Below are 24,808 nucleotides of genomic sequence, written 5' to 3'. Positions count from 1 at the left end.
ATCTCCCGCTCCGACCGGCGGTCCCGGCGTTCGCCGTGGCGCTGCCCGCCGGCGTCGTAACGCGGATCGGAGGGAGGGACGGCGTGCCGGTTCCCGATGTACCTCCCCGCGGCGCCCTGCGCTCCGACCTCGACGCCGTCTTCCGCCGGGAGTACCAGCGGGTCGTCGCCGTGGCCGCCCGCGTGCTCGGCTCGCGCGACCAGGCCGAGGATGTCGCCCAGGAGGTGTTCCTCGCCTTCAACCGCTCCTCGGTGCCCGCATCCGAGGCGGGCGGGTGGCTGTCGGTCGCCGCGGCGCACACCGCCCTCAACCTGATCCGCTCCGGGCGCCGCCGGGCGACCAACGAGGAGACCGCGGCCGCGGCCGTCCCTCCCGTCGTGCCCGACGTCGCCGAGGACGTGGTGACGCTCGAGGAGCGCAGCCGCGTCCGGGCCGCGCTCGCCCGGCTCCCCCACAAGCAGGCCGTCGCCCTGGTGCTGCGGCACAGCGGGCTGAGCTACGCCGAGGTAGCGGCCGCCCTGGACCTGTCCCCCGGCAGCGTCGGCACCACCGTGCGACGCGCCGAATCCGCCCTGCGCAAGGAGTTGACCCGTCATGCGTCATCCCACTGACGGCGTGCTGCGCCGACTGCTCGACGAGCCGGCCGGCGTGGCCGAGACCGACCGCCGGCACGTCGCCGACTGCCCGCACTGCCTCGCCGCCCTCGCGGCCACCCGGGAGGACGCCGCCCTCGTCGGCGCGGCGCTCCGCACCGACACCGACGTCGACGTCCCGGCCGGCTGGGTGCGGCTGTCCGCCGCGGCGCACACGTCGGCGTCCCCGGCGCGCGCCACGTCTCCTGCGCCGGCCCGCCGTGGCCGGTTCGGGGAGCTGGTGCGCCGCCCCGCCGTCGCCGCGCTGGCCTTCGGCGTCGTCCTGGCCGGTGCCGGCACCGCGGCCGCCAACGACTGGCTGCAGATCTTCCGGACCGAGGAGGTCGCCGCGGTCGGGCTGCGCAGCGCCGACCTGATCGCCCTGCCCGACCTGGCGGCCTACGGCGACGTCGAGATCACCGGCGACGGCGACCTGCGCTCGGTGCCCGACGCTGCCACCGCGGCGGCGGAGAGCGGCCTGGAGGTGCCCGAGGTGGCCGCCCTGCCGCCCGGGATCACCGGGGAGCCGGAGTACCAGGTGGGGGGTGAGGTGACCGCCACGTTCACCTTCTCCACCGCGCGCGCCGCGCAGGCCGCCGCCGAGGCGGGCGAGACGCTGCCGCCTCCGCCGCCCGGCCTGGACGGCGCCTCCGTGCGGCTCGTGGCCGGGCCCGGCGTCGCCCAGGTGTGGCAGAGCGGGATGGGTGCGCCCGGGCTGATCGTGGGCCGCGCCGTGGCGCCGTCGGCCTTCTCCTCGGGCGTGCCGTTCGAGACGGTGCGCGACTACCTGCTCTCGCTGCCCGGGCTGCCCGAGGACGTCGCGGCCCAGCTGCGCACGTTCACCGCGGACGGCGCCACCCTGCCGCTCCCGGTGCCCTCGGACCTGGTCACCACCTCGACCGAGGACGTGGACGGCGAGCCGGCCACGGTGCTGGCCACCCGGGACCGGACCCTGGCCGCCGTGGTCTGGGCCGAGGACGGCGAGGTGACGGTGGTGGCCGGCCCCCTGGACACCGACGAGGTGCTCGAGGTCGCCCGGGGGCTCCGCTGAGCACCGCGGCGGCCGGCGGGGCGGCGCTCGGCGGCGACGCCCTGCGGGACGCGGCCCGGCTGGTCGCCGACCTGCCCCCGCCCGCCGCCGCCTGGTGCACGGGGCTGCGCAAGCGGTACGGCCGGCGCACCGCCGTGGACGGGGTCTCGCTGGAGGTCGGCCGCGGGGAGGTGGTCGGCCTGCTCGGGCCGAACGGCGCCGGCAAGACGACCGTCATCAAGATGCTGCTGGGCCTGGTGCGCCCCGACGCCGGCGAGGTGATGCTGCTCGGGCAGCCGGCCACCGAGCCGGCCGCCCGGGCCCGCGTCGGCTACCTGCCCGAGCTCTTCCGCTACCAGCCCTGGCTCAGCGCCGCCGAGGTGCTGGAGCTGCACGTCCGGCTCTCGGGCATGGACGTGACGGCGCGGGAGCAGCGCGAGTCCCTGGAGCTGGTCGGGCTCGGCGACCGCGCCGCTGACCGGGTCGGCGGTTTCTCCAAGGGCATGCAGCAGCGGCTCGGCCTCGCCGTCGCCCTCGTCGCCCGGCCGGAGTTCGTCGTCCTCGACGAACCCACCAGCGCGCTGGACCCGCTGGGCCGGGTCGACGTGCGCGACATCGTGCTGTCGCTGAAGTCGCGCGGCATCGCCGTGCTGCTGAACTCGCACCTGATCGGCGAGGTGGAGCGGGTGTGCGACCGGGTGGTCATCCTGGATCGGGGCCGGGTCGCGGCGTCCGGTTCGCTGCTGGAGCTGCTCGGCCAGCACGAAGTGCGGCTGCACCTGACCGGCCTGCCGCCGGCGGGCGGGACGCGGCTGGCGGCGGCCGGAAGCGTCGAGCGGGAGGGCGACTGGTTCACCGTGGCTTTCCCGGCCGACGACGAGGAGACGGTGCCCGACCTGGTGCGTGACCTGGTGGCGCTCGGCGTCCGGGTGCACGCGGTCGAGCCGGGGCGGATCAGCCTCGAGGAGCGGCTGCTGGGCATCCTGCGCGACGGAGCCGAGGGAGAGCGCTCGTGACCCGGGTCGTGCTGACCGTCGCGGGGCTCACCCTGCGCGAGGCTGCCCGCCGCCGGGTGCTGCTGGCGCTCGCGATCCTGACCCTGGTCCTGCTCGCGCTGAGCGGGTGGGGCTTCTCCCGGTTCGCCGCGGAGTCCGGCGGCACGCTGACCAGCGGAGAGGCGCGGCTGACGGCGTCGATCCTGCTCAACCTGGTCATGTTCGGCTACAGCCTGATCGCCGCGCTGGGCACCGCGTTCCTCGCCGGCCCGACGCTGGCGGGTGAGACCGAGTCGGGCATCGCGCTGGCGGTGCTGGCCCGGCCGATCCGGCGGTCGGCGTTCCTGCTGGGCAAGTGGCTGGGGCTGGTGACCTTCGGCAGCGTCTTCGTCGTCCTCGCCGGTCTGGCGCAGATCCTCGTCGTCCGGGCGACGGTCGACTACTGGCCGCCCGACCCGGCGGCCGCGCTGGCGCTGCTCGCCGCACAGACGACCGTGCTGCTCACCCTCGCCGTCCTGCTCTCGACCGTCATCTCGCCGATGGCCTCCGGGGTCGTCGCCGTCGGCATGTTCTGCACCACCTGGGTGGCCGGCGTCGTGGGCGGCATCGGCGCCTCGCTGGACAACGAGGCCGTCGCCCGCGTCGGCTCGGTGTCGCGGATGCTGCTGCCCACCGACGGGCTGTGGCGCGGCGCGATGCACGGGTTCCAGGACCCCTCGGCGCTGCTCCAGTTCGGCGGGGCCGACGGCGAGGCGTTCCCGTTCCTGAGCGTGGCCCCGCTGACCTGGGCCTACATGGCCTGGGCCGCGCTGTGGGTGGCGATGGTGTGGGGCCTGGCCGCGGTGTCGTTCACCCGCCGGGACCTCTGAACGCTGCCCGCTCGCCCACATCGGCGATCTGGTCGCCACAGAGCCGTCTTCGCGGCCAGATCGCCGATGTGGGCAGGCCCGGTGAGGTGGATCGCCGGGGCGGGGCCCCCGCTGTGCTCCTCCGCGGGCTAGCGTCGGGGGCCTCATGACCGCCCTGCCCGCACCCACCGAGTCCGCCCTGCGTCGCGCGCTGACCCGCGCCGAGCGGGGCGTGACCCTCGACGCCGTCGAGGCCGAGACCCTGCTGCATGCCCGCGGGCTGGGCGAGGGCGAACCGCTGGACCGCCTGCTCACCGCCGCCGGGCGGGTCCGCGACGCGGGTCTGGCCAGCGCCGGGCGGCCGGGCGTCGTCACCTACAGCCGCAAGGTGTTCATCCCGCTCACCCACCTGTGCCGCGACCGCTGCCACTACTGCACGTTCGTCACGACGCCGGGGCAGCTGCGCGCCGAGGGCAAGGCGCCCTACCTCTCCCCCGACGAGGTGCTCGACATCGCCCGCGCCGGCGCCGCCATGGGGTGCAAGGAAGCGCTGTTCACCCTCGGCGACCGCCCCGAGGACCGCTGGCCGGTCGCCGCCGAGTGGCTGGAGGCGCACGGCTTCGACTCCACGCTGGGCTACCTGCGCGCCATGGCGATCCGGGTGCTCGAGGAGACCGGGCTGCTGCCCCACCTCAACCCCGGCGTGCTGTCGTGGGAGGAGATCCAGCGGCTCAAGCCGGTGTCGGCCTCGATGGGCATGATGCTCGAGACCACCGCGACGCGGCTGTGGTCCGAGCCGGGCGGCCCGCACTTCGGCTCCCCGGACAAGGAGCCCGCGCTCCGGCTCCGGGTCCTGGAGGACGCCGGCCGCTCCGCCGTCCCGTTCACCACCGGCGTGCTGCTCGGCATCGGCGAGGACTACGCCGAGCGGGTCGACGCCGTCCTGCAGATCCGGGCCACCGCGCAGCGGCACGGGCACGTGCAGGAGACGATCGTCCAGAACTTCCGGGCCAAGCCGCGCACCGCGATGCAGGCGCACGACGACCTGGAGCTGCAGGAGTACGTCGCAGCGGTGGCCGTCACCCGGCTGCTGCTCGGCCCGAAGGCGCGGGTGCAGGCGCCCCCGAACCTGTCCGACTCCACCGAGCTCGGTCTGCTGCTGCGCGCCGGCGTCGACGACTGGGGCGGCGTCAGCCCGCTCACGCCTGACCACGTCAACCCCGAGCGGCCCTGGCCGAACATCGACAAGCTGGCGCAGCTGTCCGCCGACGCCGGCTTCGAGCTCCGCGAGCGGCTGGCCGCCCAGCCGCCGTACGTGCTGCAGCCCGAGCCCTGGCTGGACCCGCGGGTCCGCCCGCACGTGGACGCGCTGGCCGGCCCGGACGGGCTCGCCGTCGAGGGCGGGCTGCCGGTGGGCCTGCCGTGGCAGGAGCCGGACGAGTCGTGGACGTCGTCCGGCCGGGTCGACCTGCACGTCGAGGTGGACACCGTCGGCCGCACCGGCGACCGGCGCAGCGACTTCGACGCCGTCTACGGCGACTGGTCCGAGCTGCGCGACCGCACCGAGAGCGCCCGCGACGGGCACTCGACCGCGCTGACCGTCGGCGACCCGGAGGTGCACGCCGCTCTCGCGCACGCCGAGAACGACCCGGCCGGGCTGTCCGACGCCGAGTACCTCGCGCTGCTGGGTGCCGACGGTGCCGACCTGGATGCACTGGCGGCGCTGGCGGATCAGGTCCGCCGCGACGTCAACGGCGACGACGTCACCTACGTCGTGAACCGGAACATCAACTTCACCAACGTCTGCTACACCGGCTGCCGGTTCTGCGCCTTCGCCCAGCGGCGCACCGACGCCGACGCCTACACGCTGTCGATGGAGCAGGTCGGTGACCGCGTCGACGAGGCGTGGGCCGCCGGCGCCACCGAGATCTGCATGCAGGGCGGCATCCACCCCGACCTGCCGGGCACCGCCTACTTCGACCTCGCCCGGGAGGTGAAGAAGCGGCAGCCGGGCATCCACCTGCACGCCTTCTCGCCCATGGAGATCGTCAACGGCGCCGCCCGCACCGGGCTGTCGTTCCGCGAGTTCCTCACCGGGCTCAAGGAGGCCGGGCTCGACTCGATCCCGGGCACGGCGGCGGAGATCCTCGACGACGACGTCCGCTGGGTGCTGACCAAGGGCAAGCTGCCGACGGCGACCTGGCTGGAGATCATCGGCACCGCGCACCAGGTGGGCCTGCCGACGACGTCGACGATGATGTACGGCCACGTCGACACCCCCGCGCACTGGGTCGGGCACCTGCGCACTCTCGCGGCACTGCAGGACCGCACCGGCGGCTTCAGCGAGTTCGTGCTGCTGCCCTTCGTGCACCACAACTCGCCGATCTACCTGGCCGGCGTCGCCCGCCCCGGGCCCACGGTCCGCGAGAACCGGGCCATCCACGCCGTCGCCCGGCTGCTGCTGCACGGCCGGATCCCGAACATCCAGACCTCGTGGGTGAAGCTCGCCGACGCCGGCACCAAGGCCGTGCTGCAGGGCGGGGCCAACGACCTCGGCGGCACGCTCATGGAGGAGACGATCAGCCGCATGGCCGGCAGCGAGAACGGCTCGCTGAAGACCATCGCGGAACTGGAGGCCATGGCCGCCGCGATCGGCCGGCCCGCCCGCCAGCGGACGACGGAGTACGGCACGCCCTCGGCCGAGCGGCTCGCGACCGCGCGCTCCGAGGAGGGCCGCGCCCGGCTCACCCTGTCCATCACCCCCCGCTGAGAGCGGCCAGCTCCACCACCGCCGAGACCACCTCCTCCCCGGAGAGCAGCACGAGGTCGTTGTGGTCGGCACCCGGCACCTCCACCACCCGGTGCAGCTGAGCCGCGGCGTCGGCCACCTCCCGACTCTGCGCGGGCGGCACGATCGAATCGCCGCCGCCGTACACCACGGTCGTGGGCACCTCGACCCGGCGGACGAGCTCCGCCACCGGGTAGCGGTCCCGCAGCAGCGCCCGGACCGGGAGGAACGGGTAGTGCTCCCGGCCCACGGCGGCCAGGTCGACGAAAGGCGAGCGCAGCACGAGCCCGGCAGGCGGGTGCTCGTCGGCCAGCTCGGCCGCGACGGCCGCACCGAGGCTCTCCCCGAAGTACACGAGCCGGTCGGGCGGGACCTGCGCCCGGTCCAGCAGGAACGCCCGCGCCGCACGGGCGTCGAGCGCGAGGCCGGCCTCGCTCGGGGTGCCCGGGTTGCCGCCGTAGCCGCGGTAGTCGAAGAGGAGGACGGCGAGACCCTCCTCGGCGAGCGCACGCGCCAGCGGGGCCCGCATGCCCCGGTGGCCGCCGTTGCCGTTGGCGACCAGTACCCCGGGGGCGTCCCGCGTCCGGCCGGGGACGAACCAGCCGGCCAGGCGCAGGCCGTCGTCGGTCTCGAGCACCACGTCCCGCGCCCCCGGGACGGCCTCGCCCGCCGGGGCGACCGGCCCGGCGTCCGGCAGGTAGATGAGATGGCGCTGGAACGCCCAGAAGAGGCCCACCAGAGCAGTGCACAACAGGACGACGACGGCCGCAGCGACGACCGCCCTGCGCAGCATCACGCGATGGTCCCTCCTGCCGTCCGTGGGAGACCAGCGCTAGCGTCCGCCCATGGCACACGACCACGCCGCCGACGGCAGCGACCAGTGGCACGCGCCGCTGCGGCACGTCCGCGCGGCCGAGATGTCGACCGACACCGGCCAGACGCCCGGGATGAGCCGCAGCGAGGCGATCTCGGCGCGCACGGTCGGGTCGGAGCGGCTCTGGATGGGCCGGACGACGGTCGCCCCGGGCGCGACGTCGGGCAACCACCACCACGGCGACTCCGAGACCGCCATCTACGTCGTCTCCGGGCGCCCGGTGTTCGTCTTCGCCCGCGACGGCGAGGAGGTGCGGCTGACCCCGCAGCCGGGCGACCACGTCTTCGTCCCGCCGTTCACCCCGCACCGCGAGGAGAACCCGGGCGACGAAGAGGCCGTGGTCGTCATCGCCCGCAGCAGCCAGGAGGCGATCGTGGTCAACCTCCCGCCAGGGTCGCTCACCGAGCCCTGACCGTCCCCCGGCGCGCGCAGCCGGGGAGCCACGGTGGAGAAGGGCGGGAGCCCCCCTCCACCGCTCCGCTCAGCGGCTGCTGCCCACCATCACCGGTCGTCACCCTGGCGGCGCGCGGTGGACTCGACGCCCTCGACGACGACGGTCTCCTCGACGACGACGGGGGCTTCCCGGCCGTCGGTCTCCTCGACCAGCACGTCGGCCCGGACCTCCTCCACCGGTGGCTCGACGACCACCGGCTGCGCGGTCGGCGGCGGCGGCACCTCCTGCGGCTGACCTGTCTCCGTGCTGGTCCTCGACCCGGCCACCGCGGCGCCGGCAGCCGCTGCGCCGGCGACCACGGCCGCACCGGCGGCGACGGCCTTCCCCGACAGCCCCGCCTTGCCGCTGTCCCCGCGGGACCCGGCCGCGTCCTCCACGCCCGGCGTGCCGTAACCGAGGGAGTGTTCCTTCGAGCCCCGCCACGCGCCGCTGGCGTAGCCCGCGTCCTCGATGAGCTCCTTGAACTTCTGGAGGTCCGACTTCGCCTGCCTGCCCACGATGCCCAGCGTGTCGCCGGCGTGCTCCACCAGGCCCTCGGGCTCGTACTCGAGGCTGAGGTGCACGATCGTGGACGACGGGCCGGCGGGCTCGAACCGCACGGCGCCGGCGTTGGTCGCCCCGTCCGTGGCCGCCCAGCTGATCTTCCGGTCGGGGACCTGCTCGAGGATCGCGGCGTCCCACTCCCGGCGCACACCGGCGATCTCGGCCACCCAGTGCAGGCGCAGGTCGCCGCGCTGCTGGACCTCCTTGACCCCGCCCATGAAGTGCGGGAAGTCCTCGAACTGCGTCCACTGGTTGTAGGCCGTGCTCAGCGGGACGTCGACCTGGATGGATTCCTCGACCTTGGTGCTCATCGTTCGGCTCCTCGTCTCATCGCGGATGGTGCCCGGCCCCCGCACTACCCGTGCGGCCCGGCTGATGCACGGACCAGGCCGAATAGCTCCGCCGGGATCCGCGACGGCCCGCCGCGGCTCGTGGCCTGCCGGGAGCAGGGCAGCGCATCGTTAGCCTCGCTGTGTGGGTCTCTTCGCGACGTTCGCCTACAGCGACGGGCGGTGGACCCGAGGCGCTCCGACGGCGGTTCCGTTCCTGCTCGTCGACGTCCACGACAGCCGGATCGCGACGGTCGACCACCGCCGCGCCGACGCCAGTGGTGGCCGCTTCTTCCTCGGGTACGAGCCGCGCATCTACTTCGAGGAGCCCGACGCCTCCGACCCGGTCGACGTGGACGCCGAGGCCGAGGGCTTCGCCACCTGGGCGAAGGAGGCCACCGGCACGGAGCTCGACCCGGCCGACGTCCGCGCGCTGCTCGCCTCGCCGAGCGGCGCGCCGCCGACCGACGAGTCGGTCGAGCTCACCGTGGACCGGCTCGCCGCGCTGGCCGGGCTGCCGCCGGTGGAGTGGCCGACCGAGGCCGACGGCTACGCGAGCTGAGCCTCATCGCTGGGCGACGGGGGCGATCACCCGCGGCGCGGACCGAAGGCTGGCCCGGGCGCCGTGTCCGGACGCTACTCAGCGCACGCGTCGGCAAGGCTCCATCGGGTAGGTGCGGGGCCATGCGCCTCATCTCGTACAGCCGTACCGGCGGTCCGGACGTCCTCGAACTCCTCGACTTCCCGGTGCCCGAGCCCGGTCCGGGTGAGGTGCGGGTGCGCGTCGCGTACTCCGGGGTGAACCCGACCGACTGGAAGTCCCGCACCGCCGCACAGCCCGGACCGGACGGGCAGGTGCCGAACCAGGACGGCTCCGGCACCGTCGAGGCCGTCGGCCAGGGCGTCGACCCGGTATTGGTGGGCCAGCGGGTGTGGATCTGGGAGGCCGCCTGGCAGCGCCGGTGGGGCACCGCCGCCGAGCACACCGTCGTCCCGGCCCGGCACGTCGTCCTGCTCGGAGCAGAGCCGTCGTTCGAGCTGGGCGCCGCCCTCGGGATCCCCTTCCTCACCGCCCACCGGTGCCTGACCGTCGCCGAGTCGCTGCCCGACCGGCTGGGCGCCGGCGCGCTCACCGGGCACACCGTGCTGGTGCAGGGCGGCGCCGGCGCGGTCGGCAACGCGGCGATCCAGCTGGCGCGCTGGGCCGACGCGACGGTGATCGCCACCGTCAGCAGTCCCCGCAAGGCACAGCTGGCCGCGGCCGCCGGCGCCGACCACGTCGTGAACTACCGCGAGCAGGACGCCGTCGCCGAGGTCCAGAAGGTCGCGCCGAAGGGGGTGGACGCGATCGTCGAGGTGTCGGCGGCGACGAACGCGGCCGTCGACGCCCAGGTGATCGGCATGCACGGCGCCGTCGCCATGTACGCCGACGACGGCGGCGCGGAGCTCACCGTGCCCGTGCGGGCCCAGATGGGGCCGAATGCCCGCTGGCAGTTCGTGCTCGTCTACACCGAGCCGGAACGGGCCAAGGTGCTCGGCATCGAGGACGTCGCCACCGCCGTCGCCGACGGGGCGATCCGGGTCGGCGAGGAGGCCGGCCTCCCGCTGCACGTGTTCCCGCTGGCGGAGACCGCCGCCGCCCACCAGGCCGTGCAGGACGGCGCCGTCGGCAAGGTGCTGATCGACGTCAGCGGCTGAGGCGGTCGACCCGCCGACCTGTCGACGGGTCGACACGGTGACCCGTCGACGCGGGAGCGGCCGTGCTGGTGCACGTTGACCCGTGCGCTCCCCGCCGGGACCGTGGGTCCGACACCGACACGCACGGAGGTGCCCGATGACCCTGCTCGGACCGGGAGACGGGACGAAGCTGACGGCGCTGGGATCGACCTACACGACCAAGGCCGACAGCGGCGCCACCCGCGGGGCGTACTGGCTGGTCGAGGAGGAGTTCTGGGGGGTCACCACACCCCTGCACAGCCACACCACCGCGGACGAGGCGTTCTACGTGCTGGCCGGACGCGCGGCCCTGTGGCTCGACGGCGGTGAGACCGAGGCCGGCCCGGGCGCGTTCCTCCTGGTGCCCCGCGGACGTCCGCACGCGCTGCGCCGGCTCACCGACGAGCCGGTGCGGATGCTCACGCTGGTGTCCCCCACCGGGATGGAGCAGTTCTTCCTGGCCGTCGCGGAGGCGGGCGAGGAGGAGTTGCTGGCCGATCCCGACCGTCTGGTCGAGCTCGCCGCCGAGCACGGCACCGAGATCCTCGGGGACCACCCGGCGGTCTGACCGGATGTCCGGCCGCGTGCTCCCCGAACAGCCCGGAAGCCCGGTCGCGGCCTAGGGTCGCGGCATGAGCCACACCCCCATCGACCTGCACGCGCTCGCAGGCGAACTGCTCGAGAAGGCGAACTCGGAGCACGCCGGCCGGGCCGCCCGCACCCTGCCGCACCCGGTGGACGGGCTGCGCCAGACGGTCATCGCGCTCCGGGCCGACGCCGAGCTGAGCGAGCACGAGAGCCCCGGAGCGGCCAGCATCCTGGTGATCCAGGGCCGGGTGCGCCTGGTCGCGGGTGAGCAGACGGTGAGCCTCGCGGCGCATCAGATCAGCCCGATCCCGGACCGGCGGCACAGCCTGCACGCCGACGAGGGCAGCGTCGTCCTGCTCAGCGTCGCCGTTCCCCAGCGCGCTCCCGAGGCGGACTGACCTGACTCGGATGCGCACCGATCGTCGTCTCCCGGCGGGCGGGACGGCGATCGGTGCGCACCAGGCGCGGTACGGACCTCAGCCGAGGCCGAGGTCGCGGGCGATGAGCATCCGCTGCACCTCGCTGGTGCCCTCGCCGATCTCCAGGATCTTGGCGTCGCGGTAGAAGCGACCGACCGGGAACTCGTTCATGAACCCGTACCCGCCGTGCACCTGGGTGGCGTAGCGCGCGTTGTCCATGGCGACCTCGGAGCTGTAGAGCTTGGCGATCGACGCCTCGCGCTTGAACGGCTCGCCGCGCAGCATCTTCTCCGCCGCCCGGTAGTAGGCCAGCCGCGCGGTGGAGGCCCGGACCTCCATGTCGGCGATCATGAACTGGATCGCCTGATTCTTCCCGATGGGCTGCCCGAACGCCTCGCGCTCGCCGGCGTACTTCACCGACTCGTCCACGCACCCCTGGGCCAGCCCGACCGAGAGCGCCGAGATCGCGATCCGCCCCTCGTCGAGGATCGAGAGGAACTGCGCGTAGCCGCGGCCCCGCTCCCCCACCAGGTTCTCCGCCGGGACCCGGACGTCGTCGAACGAGAGCTCCCGGGTGTCCGAGGCGTTCCAGCCGACCTTCGAGTACCGCTGGCCGACGACGAAGCCCGGCGTCCCCGACGGCACAATGATCGCCGAGATCTCCTTGCCGCCGTCCAGCTTGGTGCCGGTCACGGCGGTGACGGTGACCAGCTCGGTGAGGTCGGTGCCGGAGTTGGTGATGAACGCCTTCGAGCCGTTGATGACCCAGGAGTCGTCCTCGAGCCGGGCCGTCGTCCGGGTCGAGCCGGCGTCCGAGCCGCCGCCGGCCTCGGTGAGCCCGAAGGCGCCGAGCGCCTCGCCGGAGCACAGCCGGGGCAGCCACTCGCGCTTCTGCGCCTCGGTGCCGAACCGGAAGATCGGCATGGCGCCCAGGGAGACGCCGGCCTCGACGGTGATCGCCATCGAGGAGTCGACGCGCGCCAGCTCCTCGAGCGCCACGCAGAGGTCGAAGTAGGTCCCGCCCGAGCCGCCGTACTCCTCGGGGAACGGCAGCCCGAACAGCCCGAGCTCCCCCATCTGCCGCACGATGTGGGTGGGGAACTCGTCGCGCTCGTAGAACTCGCCGATCTGCGGGGCGATCACCTCGCGGGCGAACTCCCGCACCGTCGTCCGCAGGGCCTCGGTCTCGTCGCTGAGCCGGTAGTCCAGCATTCAGTTCTCCGTCTGCTCAGGGGCGGGCGCCGCCGGGGTCACCAGCGCCACCCGCTCGTCCAGCGCGACCGTCTGGCCGGCTGTCACTCCGAGCTCGGTCACCGTGCCCGCGACCGGGGCGGTGAGCACGTGCTCCATCTTCATCGCCTCGACGACGAGCAGCGGGGTCCCCGCCGCCACCTCGTCGCCGACCGACGCCTGCACCACCGTGACCGTGCCCGGCATGGGCGAGGTCACCGCGCCGTCGAGGGCGCCGCCCTCCGCGGCCGACGACAGCCGCTGGTGCTCCCGGAGCGCCACCACCCGCCCCTCCGCGGCCAGCCAGATCGTGCCGCCGGAGTGGACGACGGCGTAGGAGGTGGTCCGATCGCCCACGGTGACGCTCAGGCGGTCGCCGTCCACGACCGCACGGGCCGGCACCACCCCGCCCGCCGCCTGCACCTCGGCCGCCGCCGCTCGGCCCCGGAGCCGCACCTCCACGGGCTCACCGCCGGCCGCCTGGAGTCGGCGCACCGTCCATGCCGGCTCACCGAGCCGCCAGCCGTCGGGCACGTCCCAGCGGTCGACGACGGCGCCGGTCGGCTCGGACCCCACCAGCAGCGCCAGGGCCGCCGCCGCGTACACGGGAAACGGCACGGGCTCGGCCGTGGTGAGCGCCTCGCCCCGCCGCTCGATCAGCCCGGTGTCCAGCTTCCCCGCGACGACGTCGGCGTCGGTGAGCAGCGCGCGCAGGAACGCCGCGTTGGTCGTGACCCCCAGGACGGAGCTCCGGCCCAGCGCTCCGACGAGGCGGGCGCGGGCGGTCTCGCGGTCCGGCGCCCAGGCGATCACCTTGGCCAGCATCGGGTCGTAGTCGGTGCCGACGACGGAGCCCACGGCCAGCGAGCTGTCCACCCGGATGCCGGGGCCGGCGGGCTCGACCAGGCCGAGCACCGTGCCGGCCTGCGGCAGGAACCCGCGCGCCGGGTCCTCGGCGTACAGCCGGGCCTCGATGGCGTGCCCGTCGAGGGAGACGTCGCTCTGGTCGATCGGCAGCCGCTGCCCGGCCGCCACCCGGATCTGCTGCTCCACCAGGTCCAGCCCGGTGATGCACTCGGTGACCGGGTGCTCCACCTGCAGCCGGGTGTTCATCTCCAGGAAGAAGAACTCCCGCGGCTGATCAGCGTCGACGATGAACTCGACCGTGCCCGCCCCGGTGTAGCCGACGGCCTTCGCCGCCTCCACGGCCGCCCGGCCCATCGACGCGCGCCCGGCCGTGTCCAGCAGCGGCGACGGGGCCTCCTCGATCACTTTCTGGTGCCGGCGCTGCAGGCTGCACTCCCGCTCGCCGAGGTGGATCACGTTGCCGTGCGCGTCCCCCAGCACCTGCACCTCGATGTGCCGGGAGTTGCCGACGTAGCGCTCGATCAGCAGCGTGTCGTCGCCGAAGGAACTGCTCGCCTCGCGGCGGGCGCCGGCGATGGCGTCGGGCAGCTCGTCCTTGGCCCGGACCACCCGCATGCCCTTGCCGCCGCCACCGGCGCTGGGCTTGAGCAGCACCGGGAAGCCGACGGCGACGGCGGCGTCGCTGACCTGCGCGTCGCTCATCCCCGGCTCGGTGCGACCGGGCACCACGGGGACGCCTGCGGCCATCACGGTCTGCTTGGCGCGGATCTTGTCGCCCATCGCCTCGATCGCGGCGACCGGCGGGCCGATGAACACGATTCCCGCGTCGGCGCAGGCCCGGGCGAAGTCGACGTTCTCCGAGAGGAACCCGTAGCCGGGGTGGATGGCCTGAGCGCCGGTCTGCGCGGCGGCGCCCAGCACCCGCTCGATCGACAGGTAGCTCTGCGCCGCAGGGGCCGGGCCGATGCGCACGGCGACGTCGGCCAACCGGGTGTGCAGCGCTCCGGCGTCGGCGTCGCTGTACACGGCGACGGAGCGGATGCCCATCTCCCGCAGCGTGCGGAGCACGCGGACGGCGATCTCGCCGCGGTTGGCGACCAGGACGGTGTCGAACACCTACGCCACCACCCCGTCCCGCTTCTCCGCGGAGAAGCAGACCGCTCTACCGCGGAGAAGCAGGGAGCCGCGGGGGTCACATGCGGAAGACGCCATAACCGACCTCCTCGAGGGGGGCGTTGGCGCAGGCGGACAAGGCCAGGCCGAGCACGGTGCGGGTGTCGGCGGGGTCGATGACGCCGTCGTCCCAGAGGCGGGCGGTGGCGTAGTACGGGTGCCCCTGTGCCTCGTACTGCTCGCGGATCGGCGCCTTGAAGGCCTCCTCGTCCTCGGCCGACCACTCGTCACCGCGGGCCTCGATACCGTCCCGGCGGACCGTCGCCAGCACCGACGCCGCCTGCTCGCCGCCCATCACCGAGATGCGGGCGTTGGGCCAGGTGAAGAGGAACCGGGGCGAGTAGGCGCGGCCGCACATCGAGTAGTTGCCGGCGCCGAACGAGCCGCCGATGACGACGGTCAGCTTCGGCACCCGGGCGCAGGCGACGGCGGTGACCATCTTGGCGCCGTGCTTGGCGATGCCGCCGGCCTCGTAGTCGCGCCCGACCATGAACCCGGAGATGTTCTGCAGGAACAGCAGCGGGATCTTCCGGCGGTCGCAGAGCTCGATGAAGTGCGCGCCCTTGAGCGCGGACTCGCTGAACAGCACGCCGTTGTTCGCGATGATCCCGACCGGGTGCCCGTGCAGCCGGGCGAAGCCGGTGACCAACGTGGAACCGTAGAGCGGCTTGAACTCTGCGAAGCGCGACCCGTCGACCAGCCGGGCGATCACGTCGCGGACGTCGTAGGGCGTGCGAGGGTCCGGCGGCACCACCTCGACCACCGACTCCGGCGGGTGCAGCGGCTCCTCGACCGGTTCGACGTCCCAGGGCCGGGGCTCGCGTGGGCCGAGGGTGCCCACGATCTGCCGGACGATCTGCAGGGCGTGCGCGTCGTCGTCGGCCAGGTGGTCGGTGACTCCGCTGACCCGGCTGTGCAGGTCTCCCCCGCCCAGGTCCTCCGCGGTCACGACCTCGCCGGTCGCGGCCTTCACCAGGGGCGGGCCGCCGAGGAAGATCGTGCCCTGGCCGCGCACGATCACGGCCTCGTCGCTCATGGCCGGCACGTACGCACCACCGGCGGTGCACGACCCGAGGACGGCGGCGATCTGCGCGATGCCGGCCTTGGAGAGGTTCGCCTGGTTGAAGAAGATCCGGCCGAAGTGCTCGCGGTCGGGGAAGACCTCGTCCTGCATCGGCAGGAAGGCGCCACCGGAGTCGACCAGGTAGATGCACGGCAGCCGGTTGTGCAGCGCCACCTCCTGCGCCCGCAGGTGCTTCTTCACCGTCATCGGGTAGTAGGTGCCGCCCTTGACGGTGGCGTCGTTGGCCACGACGACGCACTCCCGTCCGGCGACGCGGCCGATGCCGGTGATGATCCCGGCGGCCGGGGCGTCGCCGTCGTACAGGCCGTGGGCGGCCAGCGGGGAGAGCTCGAGGAACGGGCTGCCCGGGTCCAGCAGCGCGTCGACCCGGTCGCGGGGCAGCAGCTTGCCGCGCGCCACGTGCCGCTCGCGGGCGCGCTCGCCGCCCCCGAGCGCGACGGTGCGCAGCTGCTCGGCCAGGTCCGCGGCCAGCGCCGCGTGCGCCGCCGCGTTGCCGGCGGCGGCGTCCGGGTCGGTCGCAGTCGAACGGGTCAGCACCGGGACGTCCACGGCTGCAGGTTAACCAGCGTTCACTCCGGAGGGCCAGAGTTCGCCGCGAGTCGGTGAACGCCGGTTCACCGGCCGCTACGATCCCGGCGTGACGACGACCGGCACGGAGCGGGACACCGCTCTGCACGCCGACGTCGACCGACCCTCGCGGCGGGAGCAGATCCTGCAGGCGGCGGCCCAGTTGTTCGCCGAGCGCGGCTCCCGCGCGGTGGGCGTCGACGACGTGGGTGCGGCGGTGGGCGTGACCGGTCCGGCTATCTACCGGCACTTCACCGGCAAGGACGCCATGCTCGCCGAGATGCTGCTGCGGATCAGCGAGCGGCTGCTGGTCGGTGGCAGCGAGCGGGTCTCCGCTGCGGGTGCCGACCCCGCCGCGCAACTGCGTGCCCTCGTCGAGTTCCAGGTGGAGTTCGCCCTGGACAACCCGGCACTCATCACGGTCCACGACCGGGACCTCGGTTCGCTGGCCGACGCCGACGCCGCCCAGGTGCGCCGGCTGCAGCGCCGCTACGTGGAGGTGTGGGTCGCGGTACTGGCGCGGCTGCACCCCACGTCCGACGCCGCCACGTGCCGGGCCCGGGCCCACGCCGTCTTCGGGCTGATCAACTCCACGCCGCACAGTGCCGGACAGCTCGACCGGCCCGCGATGGCCGCGCTGCTCACCGGCATGGCCGAGGCCGCCGCCACCGTCTGACCGCGGCCTCGGACCGGTTCGACCGGTTCAGCCGGGGATGGCCGGAGTGGCCAACGACAGCCCGCTGGTGGCGACCTGGTCCAGCTCGGCGGCGGTGCCGCCGGCGGAGGGGTCCACCCAGTCGCTCTCGACGATGGTGACCGTCGAGCCGGAGACCGCGCTGGCGTACTCGGCGTCGCTCAGCTCCTCCGGGCCGCCGGGGTACCTGACGCCCTCGCTCAGCAGATCGCTGACGTTGCCGGTCCCGGTGGTGTCGGTCAGCCCCCGCAGCCGCCGGGCCTCGGCGGTGTCGGGCATCCGCACCCGCGCCACCGAGACGACCACCTCGCGCCCGCCGACCTGTGCCGAGTAGAGCGCCCGGGCCAGGCCCGTGCAGTCCGATGCCTGGAAGAAGGCCGCCGTGTCGCCGTAGGCGTTGCCGACGCAGGTGTCGTCGACATCGGCGGCGCGGACCGTGTACGACACGCCCGCGACCTGCTGCACGCTGCCCACGACAGGTCCGGCCGGAGCGGCGTCCGAGGGCTCCGTCGGGGCCGCCGCCCCGTCGTCGCCGTCCCGGTCGGCCAGCCCCAGCGCGAGCCCCACGCCGACCAGCGCCAGCACCAGGACGGCGGCCACGACGAGCAGGATCCGACGGCTGCGACCGCGCCGGTCGGGGTCGTCGTGGTCGGCGGGGCGGTCCCAGAAGTGCTGCTGGTCCGGCTCCGCGGCCGGCGGGACGGGCGGCGTGCCGGCAGCCGGCGGCTGCTGCGCGGGCAGCACGGCGGTGCGCGGCGGGGAGTCCGCGACCTCGGGCTCGCCACGGCCGAAGAGCCCGCCGATGCCTGCGTCGCCCGACGGCGGCTCGGCGGGTCCGTCCACGGCCACGGTGTCCCGCGTGGTCACCGGAGCGGCGGCAGCGTCGGCGACGGACGGCCCGTCGATGGCGACGGTGTCCCCGGCCGGCGCCGCAGCAGCGGCGGTCGCGGACGGGGACGCCGGCACCCCGGCGACGGGGTTGGTCGGGCCGCCGGCGGCCGGGGCGTTCCCGGCCGCCGGCGGGCGGGCCGGGGCCTGGGCGGCTGCCGCGGCGTGCGCAGCGGCGACCGAGGCGGCCACCGCCTGCTCGATCGACGCCCGGGTGGGCACGGCCGGCTGCGCCGGGGACTCCTGCGGCGCGGGCGCCGGCGGGGGCGCCTGCTGCTCGGGCGGGGCCGGCGGTGAGGCGCCCGGCGCGGCGGCGGCGGGCGACGCGGCCATCGCTGCCGGCGTCAGCAGCTGCGGCCGGCGCAGGACGTAGGGCGAGTACGGGAAGCCCTCGCCGTTGAGCTCCTCGACCGAGGGCCCACGGCCCTGCAGGCCGAGCGCCTCCAGGGCGGCGCGCACGTCGGCCGTCGTCCACAGCCGCGGGTTGTCGACGCCGGTGTACCGGCTCGCCCGGGCGATCCCGAGCAGCAGCGAGCGGGTCTCCAGGAGGGCCACCTGGTCGCCCTCGCCGAGGTCGCCGTCGGCGGGCAGCAGGCCCTCGATGTCGCCGACCAGCACGGTGAGCCGGGCGATGCGCCCCGGTTCCAGGCCGGCGCGGCGGAGCCGCACGGCGGTCTCCATGCCGGCGCGCATGAGCCCGTCGAGCGGCGTGGAGCCGCCTCCGGCCAACTGCAGGACCGCTCCCCCCGTGCCGGCCGGACCGATCGTCCACGGACCCTCGGGAGACGCGGTGACGACGCCGGACTGGCGCACCACCTCGGCCACCCGCACGACGGCGATGCCCTCGGGCACCAGGAGGATCGCGTCGGACAGCCGGCGCTGCAGCGGCCCGTCCGCGAACGGGATGGACGCCACGACGGCCCCCCGGATGGCGTTCCCGGTGTCCCAGCGCACCAGTTCGGAGAAGAAGGCACGCTCCCCGTCCGTCTGCGGCGGCAGCGGGGTGAGGGGCAGCACGGTCGTCCTCCGGGCGATGGGGTGGGTGGTCCGGCGGTGCCGGGCGCAGCGGGTGGTCGATCGACCCCCGGCGATCGGCCCCGACGCTACGTCACCGGCCGGGGCGGTCCGGGGCACCCGCGCCGGGCATGCCGCGATTCACCCGCGCCGGGAACGCGGCACGCCCGGGCGTCCGCGGGACGCCGTCGGTGGTGGTGCGTACTGTCGGTCGCCGTGGCTGACAGCACAGGGCACCTGGTCTGGATCGACTGCGAGATGACCGGACTGGACCTCGTCAAGGACAAGCTCATCGAGGTCGCGGTGCTCATCACCGACTCCGAGCTCAACGTCCTGGACCCGGGTCTGGACCTCGTCATCGGCGCCGACGACGCCGACCTCGACGCGATGGACGAGGTCGTGCGGGAGATGCACGCCAAGTCGGGGCTGACCGAGGAGGTACGCGCGTCCACGCTGACCGTGGCCGAGGCCGAGCAGCAGATCCTCGCCTACCTGAAGCGATGGGTACCCGAGCGCCGGACCGCCCCCCTGTGCGGCAACTCCATCGGCACCGACCGCGGCTTCCTCGCCCGCGACATGCCCGAGCTCGACGACCACCTGCACTACCGGATGATCGACGTCTCCTCGGTCAAGGAGCTCGCCCGCCGCTGGTTCCCCCGGGTCTACTTCGGGCAGCCGGCCAAGGGGCTGGCGCACCGCGCGCTGGCCGACATCATCGAGTCGGTCCGCGAGCTGGCCTACTACCGGCGCACCGTGTTCGTCGAGACGCCGGGACCCAGCACCCAGCAGGCGAAGAAGGCGGCCGAGGAGGTCGTCGGCGGCTTCGCGGCGCTGCTCGCCGGCGAGGACGCGCAGCCGACCCCGGGAGCCTGAGGGCGCGCCGCTCCCCCGGCCTCGTCGGGGACGGCGGCACCTCCGGTATCGTTGCGCCGGTTCCCCTCCCGCTCGTGCGCGGAGGACGGACATGGTGGGTGTAGCTCAGCTGGTAGAGCGCCAGGTTGTGATCCTGGATGTCGCGGGTTCAAGTCCCGTCACTCACCCCATGACGAGAGGCCCTGGTCGGTTCGCCGACCGGGGCCTCTCTCGTCGCCGGAGTGGTGCGGGCGCGTCCGGCGTCAGGCCTCGCGGCGGCGGGCGGCCTTCCGGTAACCGGCCAGCAGGTGGGCGCCCAGCTCCGTCAGCTCCTCGCGCAGCCACTCCTCGGAGGCCTCGGGCGGGGCGGCCAGCAGGGCGCCGGCGAGCGCCTGCAGCGTCGCCGCCCCCCACACGGTGCCGAGCTCGTCGACGTCCGAGCCGAGCAGCATCGCCTCGACCTGCCCCCGCAGCTGAGCCCCCTTCTGCACGAGCGTCGCGTGCCCCATGGCACTGGCGTCGCGGGTGAGGAAGGCGGCCACCCGGCGGTGCCGCAGCAGGTAGTCGACGTAGCGGGCGAGTTCGACCCCACGACCGCGCCGGGGGCGCAGATCCGAGTCGGCCTCGGCCGCCATCGCCATGAGCTCGTCGATCACCGGCTCCACCAGGGCGAGCAGCAGGTCGTCCTTGGACCGGAAGTGGTAGTAGACGGCGGCCTTGGTGACGCCCAGCCGGTCGGCGATGTCCTGCAGCGAGGTGCCCGCGAACCCGTGCTCGCTGAACAGGTCCAGCGCCACGTCCAGCACGCGTTGGGCCCCGGCCGTGCGCCCGGGATGGGGAGCGGAGCCCTCCGAGGAGGCCGGCAGCGGGCGGGACACGGCCACAGGGTATCCGCCGCGACACGTGACACGGGTCATGCGCCACCTAGCCGATCGGCAAGTAGCATCCTTGCCGATCGGCTAGGCGACGAGATCGTCGTGCCCGGTCACCGACCCCACCCCAGAACGGGAGCCGCACGTGGCCGTCCTCCTCCACCGTCTCGGACGCTGGGCCTTCCACCGCCGCAGGACCGTCCTGCTCGCCTGGGTGCTCGCCCTCGTGGTGCTCGGTGGCCTCGCCGGGGCCTTCAGCCGGGACGCCGATGCCCAGCTGAGCATCCCCGGCGTCGAGTCCGTGACCGCGCTGGAGACCCTCGACGAGCGCTTCCCCGAGAGCGGAGCCGCCGGCCCTGCAGCCCGCATCGTCTTCGCGGCGCCCGAGGGCAGCGCGGTCACCGACCCGCCGTACCAGGCCGCGATCCAGCAGGCGCTCGCCGAGGCCGCCGAAGCCGACCAGGTGGCGGCGGTGACCGACCCGTTCCAGCGGCAGGGCATCTCCCCCGACGGCTCCGTCGCCTACGCCACGGTCAACTACGCCGCCCAGTTCGACGAGATCACCGACGACGCGCGCGCCGAACTGCTCGCCGTCGCCGACGCCGCCGAGGACGCCGGGCTCCAGGTCGAGTTCGGCGGCGAGGCCACCCAGGCCACCCCGGCGCAGGGTGCGGCCGAGGCGATCGGCGTGCTCGTCGCGATGGTCGTCCTGGCGATCACCTTCGGGTCGCTGCTGGCCGCCGGACTCCCCCTGCTGACGGCGCTCATCGGCGTCGGCGTCGGGATGTCCGGGGTGCTGGCGCTGTCGGCCGTCATCGACCTGACCAGCACGACGCCCACGCTGGGCCTGATGATCGGCCTGGCCGTGGGCATCGACTACGCGCTGTTCATCACCATCCGCCACAAGGAGCAGGTGGCCACCGGCATGGACGCCCGCGAGTCCGCCGGCCGGGCCGTGGGCACCGCCGGCAGCGCCGTGGTCTTCGCCGGGCTGACCGTGATGATCGCGCTGGCCGGGCTCACCGTGGTCGGCATCCCGTTCCTCACCACCATGGGCCTCGTGGCCGCCGGCATGGTCGGCGTCGCCGTCCTGGTCGCCCTCACCCTGGTCCCGGCGATGCTCGGCTTCGCCGGCGAGCGGTTCGGCCGCTGGCAGGTCCCCGGCCTCCGCCGGCGACAGGCTGCCCTGGCCACCGGGGACTCGGCCGGCACCCGGTGGGCCCGCGCCGTGACCCGACGTCCGCTGGTCGTGCTGCTCGCCGGGGTCATCGGACTGGGCGTCATCGCACTGCCGGCCCTCGACCTGCGCCTGGGCCTGCCCACCGAGGGCGACCTCGGTGAGGAGACCACCCAGCGGCAGGCCTACGACCTGCTCGCCGACGCCTTCGGCCCGGGCTTCAACGGCCCGCTCACCGTCCTGGTGGACGCCACCGGCTCCGACGAGCCGGAGGCGGCCTTCACCGCCACCGCGGCGGCGGTCGGCGACCTCGACGGCGTGGCTGCCGTCGCCCCGCCGCAGCCGAACGGTGCCGGCGACACCGCGATCCTCGCCGTGATCCCCGAGGACGGGCCCGCCGCGGTCGGCACCGAGGATCTCGTGCACGACATCCGCGACCTGCGCCCGGAACTCACCGAGAGCACCGGCTCGGAGCTCGCGGTCACCGGCAACACCGCCCTCGGCATCGACATCTCGGAGAAGCTCGGCGCCGCTCTGCCGGTGTTCCTCGTGGTCGTCGTCGGCCTGGCGTTCCTGCTGCTGATGCTCGCCTTCCGGTCGATCCTCGTGCCGGTCAAGGCCACGCTCGGCTTCCTGCTCAGCCTCGCCGCCACCTTCGGCGCGCTGGTCGCCGTCTTCCAGTGGGGCTGGCTGGCCGACCTGCTCGGCGTCGAGTCCACCGGGCCGGTGCTGAGCTTCCTGCCGATCCTGCTCATCGGTCTGCTGTTCGGCCTGGCCATGGACTACGAGGTGTTCCTGGTCAGCCGGATGCGCGAGGAGCACGTGCACGGCACCGCTCCCACCCAGGCGGTCATCGGCGGCTTCCGGCACGGCGCCCGCGTGGTGACGGCGGCGGCGCTGATCATGGGCTCGGTCTTCGGCGGCTTCATCCTCGGCCACGACGCGACCGTGAAGAGCATCGGCTTCGCACTCGCGTTCGGCGTGCTGGTCGACGCCTTCGTCGTGCGCATGGCGATCGTGCCCGCGGTCATGACGCTGCTGGGCACGAGCGCCTGGTGGCTGCCGCGCTGGCTCGACCGCGCACTGCCCGACGTCGACATCGAGGGCGCCGCGCTCGAGCGCCGCGCGCCCGAGCCCCGTCCCGAGGACGAGCTGGTTCCCGCCGCTCGCTGACACCCGGCACGGAGAGGTCCTGGTCGGTTCGCCGACCAGGACCTCTCTCTTCCTCCTCGGGGGGTGAGCGGACAGCAGGGCGACGGCCACCGTCCGCCCACCCCTGACGGGCTGACGAGCGCCCCGAGTGGGTGACCGGACGTGGACGATTGCTTGCCACGTCGCCGCCGTCGCCCAGGAGTTCGCCACCGGCGGGCACTACCTGGAGGACTGCGTCGAGGCGCCCACCGTCGCCGACGACGCGCGGGTGCGCAGCGGGGTGCGGCAGTGGGCGCTGGACGAGGGCAACGCCCGCCACCTGTGGGAGGTCAGCCAGGAGCACCTGGCCCAGCGCTCCTGAGGCGGTTCAGGCGGCGCTGTGCCGTCGTCACTCCATGTCCTCGAGCTGGCGGCCCTTCGTCTCCCGCACGAACTTCGCGACGAAGAGGAACGACAGGACGGCGAAGCCGGTGTAGAGCCCGTACGCCAGGGAGAGCGCGATGCCGGCCAGCACCGGGAACGTCTGGGAGATCACGAAGTTGCTGATCCACTGGGCCGCCGCGGCGAGGCCGAGGGCGCCGGCGCGGATCCGGTTGTTGAACATCTCGCCGAGGAGCACCCACACCACCGGACCCCACGACACCCCAAAGAAGATGACGAAGAGGTTGGCCGCCACCAGCGCCACGGTCCCCGCCGTGTCGCCGAGGACCGGCTCGCCGTCCACGACGGGGGCGGTGCCGAACGTCCAGGCCAGCGTCCCCAGGCTCAGCGCCATCCCCGCCGAGCCGACCAGCAACAGGATGCGCCGGCCCACCTTGTCGATCGTGGCGATGGCCACCAGCGTGACGACGATGTTGGTGATCGACGTGATCACGGTGATCGTGAGGGCGTCGGACTCGCTGAAACCGACCTGCTGCCACAGCGCGTTGCTGTAGTAGAAGATCACGTTGATCCCCACGGCCTGCTGGAAGACCGACAGCAGGATGCCCACCCAGACGATGGGCTTGAGGCCCAGCACGTGCCCCCGCAGGTCGGCGAAGCCGGCCCTGCGCCGGTCCTCGGCCCGCACCGTGCGCTGGATTTCGGAGATCCGGTCGTCCACCCCGGCGGTGAGCACCCGGGCGAGCACCCGGCGTGCTTCTCTCGGCTCCCCCTGGGCGACGAGGTACCGCGGGGACTCGGGGATGGTGAGGCACATGACCAGGTAGACCAGGCCCGGGAGCGCCTCGGCGATGAACATCCAGCGCCACGCCTGGAGGCCGAGGGCCAGGTCCTCGGCCGCCCCTCCCGCGAGGTTGGCGAGCAGGGCGTCGACCAGCAGCGAGATGAAGATGCCGACGACGATCGCCAGCTGCTGGAGCGAGCCCAGCCGGCCGCGGATCGGGGCCGGGGAGATCTCGGCGATGTAGGCAGGCGCGATGACGGAGGCGGCGCCCACCGCGACGCCCCCGATCACCCGCCAGACGGTGAGGTCGACCGGCCCCAGGGCCAGGCCGGAGCCGATGGCGCTGCTCATGAACAGCACCGCGGCCAGGAACATCACCCGGATGCGGCCGTACCGGTCGGCCACCCGGCCCGCGCCCCACGCACCCAGCGCCGCGCCCAGCAGGGCCGAGGCGACGACGAAGCCGGTGAGCCCGGACCCCATGTCGAAGTCCGCCCGGAGCGCCACGACGGCGCCGTTGATCACCGCCGTGTCGTAGCCGAACAGGAAACCACCGAGGGCGGCGACCGCGGCCAGGTGGATGGCACGGACGGTGTTGTACTGCTCCTGCGTGTCCGTGCTCTCGGCCATGTCGCATCCCGGTCCGGAAGGAGATAGGTCCGGCAATGTGACCACAGGGGCGGCAGCCCCACGACCCGGAACACGGGGGCCCGAGGCGCGGTGGGGGGGGGGGGGGGGGGGGGGGGGGGGGGGGGGGGGGGGGGGGGGGGGGGGGGGGGGGGCGGGGGGGCGGGGGCGGGGGGGGGGGGGGGGGGGGGGGGGGGGGGGGGGGGGGGGGGGGGGGGGGGGGGGGGGGG

General features: G+C 74.3%; 22 protein-coding genes and 1 tRNA gene. 15 read left to right on the top strand and 8 right to left on the bottom strand.

Annotation, left to right across the window (positions count from 1 at the left end; genetic code table 11):
* Window positions 1-83 precede the first annotated feature (83 nt).
* The 5 genes from ACI793_RS07655 (at window position 84) to ACI793_RS07635 (ending at window position 6,275) form a co-directional block, all read left to right on the top strand.
* Complete coding sequence (locus ACI793_RS07655) at window positions 84-611, top strand: sigma-70 family RNA polymerase sigma factor (protein WP_456605779.1); 528 nt, start codon at window positions 84-86, stop codon at window positions 609-611.
* On the top strand, window positions 595-1,683 hold the full coding sequence (locus ACI793_RS07650) for a hypothetical protein (RefSeq protein ID WP_456605778.1): 1,089 nt from the start codon (window positions 595-597) through the stop codon (window positions 1,681-1,683). The genes ACI793_RS07655 and ACI793_RS07650 overlap by 17 nt, the downstream gene beginning before the upstream one ends.
* Before the next feature lie 134 nt (window positions 1,684-1,817).
* On the top strand, window positions 1,818-2,678 hold the full coding sequence (locus ACI793_RS07645; protein WP_456605777.1) for an ABC transporter ATP-binding protein: 861 nt from the start codon (window positions 1,818-1,820) through the stop codon (window positions 2,676-2,678).
* Complete coding sequence (locus ACI793_RS07640; protein ID WP_456605776.1) at window positions 2,675-3,526, top strand: ABC transporter permease; 852 nt, start codon at window positions 2,675-2,677, stop codon at window positions 3,524-3,526. Before ACI793_RS07645 ends, ACI793_RS07640 begins: the two co-directional genes overlap by 4 nt.
* A 145-nt stretch (window positions 3,527-3,671) precedes the next feature.
* On the top strand, window positions 3,672-6,275 hold the full coding sequence (locus tag ACI793_RS07635) for a bifunctional FO biosynthesis protein CofGH (protein WP_456605775.1): 2,604 nt from the start codon (window positions 3,672-3,674) through the stop codon (window positions 6,273-6,275).
* Here ACI793_RS07635 and ACI793_RS07630 read toward each other — a convergent pair.
* Window positions 6,262-7,086 carry an alpha/beta hydrolase gene (locus tag ACI793_RS07630; protein ID WP_456605975.1) on the bottom strand — a complete coding sequence of 275 codons (825 nt, stop codon included), beginning with the start codon at window positions 7,084-7,086 and terminating at the stop codon, window positions 6,262-6,264. The genes ACI793_RS07635 and ACI793_RS07630 overlap by 14 nt on opposite strands.
* A 52-nt stretch (window positions 7,087-7,138) precedes the next feature.
* On the opposite strand from ACI793_RS07630, the gene ACI793_RS07625 reads away from it, so the two are divergent.
* On the top strand, window positions 7,139-7,579 hold the full coding sequence (locus ACI793_RS07625; protein WP_456605774.1) for a cupin domain-containing protein: 441 nt from the start codon (window positions 7,139-7,141) through the stop codon (window positions 7,577-7,579).
* Between the two features lie 89 nt (window positions 7,580-7,668).
* Here ACI793_RS07625 and ACI793_RS07620 read toward each other — a convergent pair whose 3' ends face one another.
* Window positions 7,669-8,475 carry an SRPBCC family protein gene (locus ACI793_RS07620; RefSeq protein WP_456605773.1) on the bottom strand — a complete coding sequence of 269 codons (807 nt, stop codon included), beginning with the start codon at window positions 8,473-8,475 and terminating at the stop codon, window positions 7,669-7,671.
* 163 nt (window positions 8,476-8,638) lie between these two features.
* On the opposite strand from ACI793_RS07620, the gene ACI793_RS07615 reads away from it, so the two are divergent.
* The 4 genes from ACI793_RS07615 to ACI793_RS07600 all read left to right on the top strand — a co-directional run bounded on the left by ACI793_RS07615 (window position 8,639) and on the right by ACI793_RS07600 (window position 11,195).
* Window positions 8,639-9,055, top strand: a complete 417-nt coding sequence (locus ACI793_RS07615) for a hypothetical protein (RefSeq protein ID WP_456605772.1) — start codon at window positions 8,639-8,641, stop codon at window positions 9,053-9,055.
* A gap of 122 nt (window positions 9,056-9,177) precedes the next feature.
* Window positions 9,178-10,191: an NADPH:quinone reductase gene (locus ACI793_RS07610; RefSeq protein WP_456605771.1), complete on the top strand. Its 1,014-nt coding sequence runs from the start codon at window positions 9,178-9,180 to the stop codon at window positions 10,189-10,191.
* A 136-nt stretch (window positions 10,192-10,327) separates the two neighbouring features.
* Window positions 10,328-10,777 carry a cupin domain-containing protein gene (locus tag ACI793_RS07605; RefSeq protein WP_456605770.1) on the top strand — a complete coding sequence of 150 codons (450 nt, stop codon included), beginning with the start codon at window positions 10,328-10,330 and terminating at the stop codon, window positions 10,775-10,777.
* Between the two features lie 64 nt (window positions 10,778-10,841).
* Window positions 10,842-11,195: a LuxR family transcriptional regulator gene (locus ACI793_RS07600; RefSeq protein WP_456605769.1), complete on the top strand. Its 354-nt coding sequence runs from the start codon at window positions 10,842-10,844 to the stop codon at window positions 11,193-11,195.
* Between the two features lie 78 nt (window positions 11,196-11,273).
* Here ACI793_RS07600 and ACI793_RS07595 read toward each other — a convergent pair whose 3' ends face one another.
* The 3 genes from ACI793_RS07595 to ACI793_RS07585 all read right to left on the bottom strand — a co-directional run bounded on the left by ACI793_RS07595 (window position 11,274) and on the right by ACI793_RS07585 (window position 16,119).
* The gene (locus tag ACI793_RS07595) at window positions 11,274-12,428 is read right to left on the bottom strand and encodes an acyl-CoA dehydrogenase family protein (RefSeq protein WP_456605768.1); all 1,155 of its coding nucleotides are present in this window, start codon (window positions 12,426-12,428) and stop codon (window positions 11,274-11,276) included.
* Complete coding sequence (locus ACI793_RS07590) at window positions 12,429-14,429, bottom strand: acetyl/propionyl/methylcrotonyl-CoA carboxylase subunit alpha (protein ID WP_456605767.1); 2,001 nt, start codon at window positions 14,427-14,429, stop codon at window positions 12,429-12,431.
* Between the two features lie 76 nt (window positions 14,430-14,505).
* On the bottom strand, window positions 14,506-16,119 hold the full coding sequence (locus tag ACI793_RS07585; RefSeq protein WP_456605766.1) for a carboxyl transferase domain-containing protein: 1,614 nt from the start codon (window positions 16,117-16,119) through the stop codon (window positions 14,506-14,508).
* An 88-nt stretch (window positions 16,120-16,207) separates the two neighbouring features.
* Between ACI793_RS07585 and ACI793_RS07580 the strand changes: the two genes are divergently transcribed.
* Complete coding sequence (locus ACI793_RS07580) at window positions 16,208-16,813, top strand: SACE_7040 family transcriptional regulator (protein ID WP_456605765.1); 606 nt, start codon at window positions 16,208-16,210, stop codon at window positions 16,811-16,813.
* A gap of 27 nt (window positions 16,814-16,840) precedes the next feature.
* On the opposite strand, the gene ACI793_RS07575 is transcribed toward ACI793_RS07580, so the two are convergent.
* Window positions 16,841-18,736, bottom strand: coding sequence for a hypothetical protein (locus tag ACI793_RS07575; protein WP_456605764.1), 1,896 nt, complete (start codon window positions 18,734-18,736; stop codon window positions 16,841-16,843).
* A 213-nt stretch (window positions 18,737-18,949) separates the two neighbouring features.
* On the opposite strand from ACI793_RS07575, the gene orn reads away from it, so the two are divergent.
* Both orn and ACI793_RS07565 read left to right on the top strand, forming a co-directional pair.
* Window positions 18,950-19,606, top strand: coding sequence for an oligoribonuclease (orn, locus tag ACI793_RS07570; RefSeq protein WP_456605763.1), 657 nt, complete (start codon window positions 18,950-18,952; stop codon window positions 19,604-19,606).
* Between the two features lie 94 nt (window positions 19,607-19,700).
* Window positions 19,701-19,776 (top strand) — tRNA-His (locus tag ACI793_RS07565).
* A gap of 72 nt (window positions 19,777-19,848) precedes the next feature.
* Here the strand turns inward: ACI793_RS07565 and ACI793_RS07560 are convergent.
* Window positions 19,849-20,463, bottom strand: a complete 615-nt coding sequence (locus tag ACI793_RS07560; protein WP_456605762.1) for a TetR/AcrR family transcriptional regulator — start codon at window positions 20,461-20,463, stop codon at window positions 19,849-19,851.
* Window positions 20,464-20,602: 139 nt separating this feature from the next.
* Here ACI793_RS07560 and ACI793_RS07555 point away from each other — a divergent pair, with 139 nt between their 5' ends.
* Together ACI793_RS07555 and ACI793_RS07550 are read left to right on the top strand one after the other, a co-directional pair.
* Complete coding sequence (locus ACI793_RS07555) at window positions 20,603-22,807, top strand: MMPL family transporter (RefSeq protein WP_456605761.1); 2,205 nt, start codon at window positions 20,603-20,605, stop codon at window positions 22,805-22,807.
* Between the two features lie 127 nt (window positions 22,808-22,934).
* Window positions 22,935-23,147 carry a hypothetical protein gene (locus ACI793_RS07550; protein ID WP_456605760.1) on the top strand — a complete coding sequence of 71 codons (213 nt, stop codon included), beginning with the start codon at window positions 22,935-22,937 and terminating at the stop codon, window positions 23,145-23,147.
* A 27-nt stretch (window positions 23,148-23,174) separates the two neighbouring features.
* Here the strand turns inward: ACI793_RS07550 and ACI793_RS07545 are convergent, their stop codons facing one another.
* Window positions 23,175-24,581, bottom strand: coding sequence for a sugar porter family MFS transporter (locus ACI793_RS07545; RefSeq protein WP_456605759.1), 1,407 nt, complete (start codon window positions 24,579-24,581; stop codon window positions 23,175-23,177).
* Window positions 24,582-24,808: the final 227 nt, after the last annotated feature.

The organism is Blastococcus sp. SYSU DS0617 (genome assembly GCF_054051075.1).
This window is presented reverse-complemented; position numbering and strand designations above follow the sequence as displayed.